The 5,451-nt window shown below is 72.7% G+C and carries 6 protein-coding genes and 2 pseudogenes; 2 read left to right on the top strand and 6 right to left on the bottom strand.

Annotated features, from left to right (window positions below; all coding sequences use genetic code 11):
• Positions 1-124 precede the first annotated feature (124 nt).
• From EYA84_RS25135 to EYA84_RS25125, 3 genes are all read right to left on the bottom strand, one after another.
• The gene (locus tag EYA84_RS25135; protein WP_131055946.1) at positions 125-1,180 is read right to left on the bottom strand and encodes a LacI family DNA-binding transcriptional regulator; all 1,056 of its coding nucleotides are present in this window, start codon (positions 1,178-1,180) and stop codon (positions 125-127) included.
• A 98-nt stretch (positions 1,181-1,278) separates the two neighbouring features.
• Positions 1,279-2,112 (bottom strand): helix-turn-helix domain-containing protein, encoded by an 834-nt coding sequence (locus tag EYA84_RS25130; RefSeq protein ID WP_394347612.1) that lies wholly within the window; start codon positions 2,110-2,112, stop codon positions 1,279-1,281.
• A 188-nt stretch (positions 2,113-2,300) separates the two neighbouring features.
• Positions 2,301-2,540, bottom strand: a complete 240-nt coding sequence (locus tag EYA84_RS25125; RefSeq protein ID WP_131055942.1) for a DUF397 domain-containing protein — start codon at positions 2,538-2,540, stop codon at positions 2,301-2,303.
• A 254-nt stretch (positions 2,541-2,794) separates the two neighbouring features.
• Between EYA84_RS25125 and EYA84_RS25120 the strand changes: the two genes are divergently transcribed.
• On the top strand, positions 2,795-3,442 hold the full coding sequence (locus EYA84_RS25120) for a GGDEF domain-containing protein (RefSeq protein ID WP_131055940.1): 648 nt from the start codon (positions 2,795-2,797) through the stop codon (positions 3,440-3,442).
• A 68-nt stretch (positions 3,443-3,510) separates the two neighbouring features.
• Positions 3,511-3,966 (top strand): annotated as a pseudogene (locus EYA84_RS25115) (flavodoxin family protein); the annotation flags it as partial.
• 15 nt (positions 3,967-3,981) lie between these two features.
• On the opposite strand, the gene EYA84_RS25110 reads toward EYA84_RS25115, so the two are convergent.
• The 3 genes and pseudogenes from EYA84_RS25110 to EYA84_RS25100 all read right to left on the bottom strand — a co-directional run.
• Entirely contained in the window at positions 3,982-4,443 is a 462-nt protein-coding gene (locus EYA84_RS25110; RefSeq protein WP_236145950.1) for a type II toxin-antitoxin system PemK/MazF family toxin, read from the bottom strand.
• Between the two features lie 150 nt (positions 4,444-4,593).
• Positions 4,594-4,977, bottom strand: coding sequence for a DUF2267 domain-containing protein (locus EYA84_RS25105; RefSeq protein ID WP_131055936.1), 384 nt, complete (start codon positions 4,975-4,977; stop codon positions 4,594-4,596).
• A 144-nt stretch (positions 4,978-5,121) separates the two neighbouring features.
• Positions 5,122-5,451 (bottom strand): annotated as a pseudogene (locus EYA84_RS25100) (hypothetical protein); the annotation flags it as partial.

The raw sequence follows: 5,451 nt of genomic DNA, 5'->3' as shown, positions 1-5,451 counted from the left end.
GACCGGCGGCGAAACGCGCGGGGCGGGGCGGATCGGGACGGATCGGCGCGTCCGGCCGGGCGGAGTTGACGTGGCGGGTGACCGCGTCGATGGCGAACACGAAGCCGGTCGGCTGTTCCATGGTTCAGCTCCTCGGGGCAGGTCCGGAACTGGTCCGGACGACCAGCGTGGTGGGCAGCAGGATCTGACGCGCACGGGCGTCCCCGGGCGGGTCGAGGAGCAGTTCGGCGGCGGTGCGGCCCTTCTGCTCGGCGGGTTGGCGCACCGTGGTCAGGCCAGCCGTGGCGGCCTCGGCGATGTCGTCGAAGCCGGTGACGGAGACCTGTCGCCCCCGCCCGCCCTGCTCGCGCAGCGCGTCGAGCGCGCCGAGGGCGAGCACGTCGGAGGCGGCCAGCACCGCAGTGGGTGGTTCGGCCAGGGCGGCCAGCGCGCGGGCGGCGGTGGCCCCGGCGTCCCGGGTGTTGTCCTGGGCGGTGAGCACAGTCAGGTCGGTCCAGGGCACGTCGGCGGTCGCGAAGGCGTCGGCGAAGCCGGCGAGTCGGTCGCGGGTGGTGGGGTGCGGCACGTCGGCCACGTCGGCGACGCGTAGCAGACCGGTGTCGGCGCGCGGCAGGACGTCGTGGCCGAGCAGCGCGACCCGTCGGTGGCCGAGGTCGACCAGGTGTGCGGCGACCGAGCGAGCGGCGGCCCGCTCGTCGATGCCGACCCACCGGTCGTCCGCGCGGGGCCGCGACGAGGTGGTGACGAAGGGAAGTCCGCGACCACGGATGGTGTCGAGAATGCCTTCCTCGCCTCCGGCGCAGTAGACGCAGAACCCGTCGGCGGCGGCGTTCTCCACCGCCCGCCGGGCACCGGCCGGGTCCGGCGGCAACGGCACCAGCAACAGGCTGCTGTCATGACGTTCGGCCGCCTCGGCGACGCCGGTGACGAACCGGACCGCGAAGGGATCGGTGAACGCGTACGACAGCCGCGAGGTGAACAGCACGCCGATGGCGCCGACGAAGCCCCGGCGCAACGATCGTGCGGTCGGGTCGGGCCCGGGATAGCCCATCTGCCGGGCGGCTTCCAGGATGCGTGCCCGCAACTCGGTGGAGAGCTGGTCGGGACGGCTGTAGGCGTTGGAGACGGTGCTGCGCGAGACACCGACCGCCTCGGCGACGGCCCGCAGGGTCGGTTTCATGCGCCACCCCGTTCTGGATCGATTCAGTAACTGGATCGATCCAGAGATTAGCCAGCAGTTCGTCAGGTGTCAATCCACGCCGCCCCGGCGCGGATCGGTCAGCTGGGGTCGAGGTCGGCGATCATCCGTTCCAGGATCTCCGCCGTACGCTCCGGCGGCTCGGCCTCGACACAGAGCCGCTCCATCGCCACCGCGTAGAAATCGAGGTCCTCGCGCTTGTCCAGATAGATCGCGCTGGTCAACTGCTCGATGTAGACGATGTCCGGCAGGTCCTGGTCGCCGAAGCGCAGGATGGTGAACGCGCCACCGGCGGCGGCGTGCCCACCGGCGGCGAACGGGATGACCTGCACCCGGACGTTCGGCGTCCGGGTGGCCTTGAGCAGGGCCTCCAACTGGCCCCGCATCACCTGCGGGCCACCGATCGGACGGCGCAGCGCCGCCTCGTCGACCACCGCCCAGAGCCGGGGCGGCTTGGCCCGGTGCAGCACCTCCTGCCGACGCATCCGCAGGTCCACCCGGCGGTCGATCTCCGCCGGCGAGGCCTGGCCGTGCCCGAGCAGCACCACGGCGCGGGCGTACTCGCGCGTCTGCAACAGGCCCGGCACGAACTGCACCTCGTAGCTGCGGATCAGCGCCGCCGCCGCCTCCAGGCCCAGGTACGACTGGAACCACGACGGCAGCACGTCGCCGTAGCGGTGCCACCAGCCCGGGTTGTTGGCGCCCCGGGCCAGCTTGAGCAGCGCGCCGCGCTCCTGTTCGGCGGTGACGCCGTAGAGCGTGAGCAGGTCGGCGACGTCGCGTTCCTTGAACCCGACCCGACCCAGCTTCATCCGACTGATCTTCGACTCGGAGGAGCGGATCTCCCAGCCGGCCTTCTCCCGGGTGACCCCGCGCGACTCACGCAACCGCCGCAGTTGGGCACCCAGCAGCATCCGCAGCACGGTGGGGCCCGCCGCCGGACCCTCCTCCGCGGAAACCATGGTCACCTGCCGCCCTCCGCACGCCGTCGTCGTCGATCGAACCGACGGACCGGTCCGACCGACGTGTAAGCATGCCATGAACCATCAGTGAGATGAACCTCCGTCCCGCGCGCGGCGAATCCCAGCCGTGGGATGGACGGTCAGTCGATCAGATGGTCGAAATCCCCGTCCCGGGCGCCGAGCACGAACGCGGCGATCTCGTCCACGGTGTAGATCAGCGCCGGCCCCTCCGGGTGGCGGGAGTTGCGCATGGCGATCCCCGCCCCCTCGGGCAGTTCCGCCAGCTCGACGCAGTTTCCACTGGGATTGCTGCGCTGGCTCTTCTGCCAGACGAGGGGAGGCAACTGGGCGACGGGAACGCCGTTCGGGGGCTGCTGCATGGTGGCGTCGGTTCTCTCCGGTAGGCGCCGGTGCCGTGGGAGGAGCGGTAGCGGCAAAAGGGATGGAGTCAACTCATCTGCACGTGCATCTGCTATTGCATCTGCATTGGACAGCGAGCATGATAGCGCAAGTGAGCGGTGCCCATCCGCTCACTTTCTGTCACGCGATCTCGGCCGCCACCAGGGGAAACGAGGTGTCTGGCACACACCCGTCGGCCGGAAGCGGGACGTGCTCGCGGCGAAGGGAGAGGTGCGTGCCGGATCCGCTCACTGTCGCGTCCGGTATCTGCGCCGTCGGTGCCCTGCTCTCCTCCTGGCAACTCGGACGTCGGGCCGTACGCGCCGAGACGGAGATCGGCCGCCTCCAGGCAGAGCTGACCGCCGAGCGGCACGCCGCCAGCCACGATCCGCTGACCGGCCTACCGAACCGGCGTGCCTTCTACCGCCTCGCCGCCACACTGCTCACCGACAGCGCGGGCCGCCCGCTGGTCGCCGTGGTGCTGGACGTGGACGACTTCAAGCAGATCAACGACCGGTACGGACACGCCGCCGGTGACCACGTGCTGATCAGCGTCGCCGAGCGGCTGGCCACCTTCGCCGGGGACAACCTGGTCGCCCGGCTCGGCGGGGACGAGTTCGCCGGGCTGCTGGCCACCCCCACGGTGGACCGCCGCTGGATCGACCACGCCACCCGACGGCTCTGCGACATGCTCGCCGCACCGATCCCCCTGGGCACCGTCACCCTCCGGGTGACCGCCTCGGTCGGCCTCGCACCGGTGCAGGGCGCGCAGCTCAACGAGGCCCTCGACCGGGCCGACGCGGCGATGTACGAGGCCAAGGGCATCGGCGCCGGCCGGGCCCGCCGGGAACTGCGCGACAGCCCCCACCTCGCCGAGTGCTGACCTCCGTCCCGGAATCGGGGCGTGACCGTGCCGAAGGCGGGTAACGGACCGGAAACGACGGCGACGGCTGGCCGGACATCCGGGCGAAGCTGCGAGCCGCGCAGATCCTGGTGATCGCCACGCCGATCCGGCTGGGGCAGCCGTCCAGCGTGTGCAAGATGGTGCTGGAACGGCTGGACGCCGAACTCGCCGAGACCGACGAGCAGGGCCGGTTGCTCACCTACGGCAAGGTCGGCGCGGTGGCCGTGGTCGGCAACGAGGACGGCGCACACCACACCATCGGCCAGGTGCAACAGGCGCTCAACGAGGTCGGCTTCACCTGCCCGGCGGCCGGGGCGACGTACTGGGTCGGCGAGGCGCTGCACAAGACCGACTACCTCGACGTACGCCCGAAGCTCGACACCACCGGCCGGACGACCTCGGCGCTGGCACTCAACAGCGCCCACCTCGCGCGACTGCTCGCCGAGCAGCCGTACCCGCCGCCGGACACCCGGCACGCGGCCACCCGCCCCGAATCGGGCTGAGCGCCGGCGGGAAGGTCACTGCCAGCCGTACCCGGCGCGCAACGCCTGGCCGACCCGGTCGAACCGGGCCCGGTCCAGCACGGCGCCCTCCCGGCGGATGCCGTCCTCCCGCATGGTCAGCACCCGGTCCAGCCGTACCCAGCTGGGCCGCTTCTCCCGGTCCCACTCGCCGGGCCCGAGCGCCAGCCAGTGCCGTTCGCCGTCACGGTCGCTGCGGCTGGACAGCATCAGCGCGAACAGCGTCCGGCTGTGCCGTCCGACCACCAGCACCGGGCGGTCCTTGCCCTGCCGGGGATCGTCCTCGTAGGACACCCAGGTCCAGACGATCTCGCCCGGGTCGGCCTGACCGTCCGGCTCCGGGGCGTACGACAGCACGCGGCGTTGCAACGCGGTGACCTGACGCGGTCGCGCGGTCTTCGCCGGGGTCGGCCCGCTACGCCGGGGACCCGGGATCACCGCGCCGACACGGGCCGCCATACTCCTCAACAGACCTGCCACGGCGGCAGCCTATCCGCTGCCCCCGACCGCCCCACGGGCAGGGAGACACCACCGGGCCGCGAAACGGTCCGCCCGGCCGGGCGTGCCGGGTGGCGGCAGGTCCTCCCCCGCCCCGAGGCCGGTGCCGCGTCAGGGCAGGCGTCCGCCCGGCCCGTCGAACGGACCACCCGGCGAGGTCCGCAGGCGCGCCACCAGTTGCCGGAACTCGTCCACGGTGACCGTCTCGCGCAGCGTGGCGAAGACCGCCTCCGCCCCGGCCGAGGCCGTCGGGGCGTCCACGCCGGCCCGCTGGGCCACCCGGCGCAGGAACTCCGCCGGCCGGGTCGGACCGGATCCGGCGGGCAGTTCGCCGGTCAGCTCGTCCGGCAGGTACCCGGTCGGGTCGGCGGTCGTCGCCGCGCCCGCCATCCGCTCGACGACGGTGTCCAGCACCGCACGGGCCACGGCGGCGGCCTGCTCGGACGGCAGACCCGACCGGCGCGACACCGCGGCGACGAATAGGGGAAACCGCACGGCGCCCTCCTGTCGTCGGCGCCCCGCCGATTACCCCCGGCACCCCCCGACAAACCGCCCTGGGCGGGTAAGCAGGGGTCCCCTGCTAACGCCTGGTGTATAGCAGGGGACCCCTGCTTACCCGCGGCGCGCGCCCGACGGAGTTCAGCTTGCGGGGCGTGCCGGGCCCGGTGCGGTCGACGGCACGGGTTGTTCCGGGAAGCCGCTCTCCGGTGTCCGGGGCGAGCGGGCCTCGCGCCAGCATGCCGCCCGCCGCGCGTCCACGGTGTAGCAGAGTTCCCGTGGCGCCTCCGGCCGCCCGTCCACCCGGGCGAACGGAAGTCCCCGACCCGCGTAGTCGTAGTGCGCCTTCAACAGCCGGGTCAGTCCCGCCATCGCCCCGACGATCTTCTTGCGCGGACGGCCGGTGGCCTGGGCCAGGTCCCGCACGGGGAACAGCCGGTCGGGGGCGGCGGCGAGCGCGTCGAGCACCGC

The organism is Verrucosispora sp. SN26_14.1, from assembly GCF_004307965.1.
Taxonomy (GTDB): domain Bacteria; phylum Actinomycetota; class Actinomycetes; order Mycobacteriales; family Micromonosporaceae; genus Micromonospora.
The sequence above is the reverse complement of the archived record's forward strand: the minus strand, read 5'-3'. Positions and strand labels throughout refer to the sequence as shown.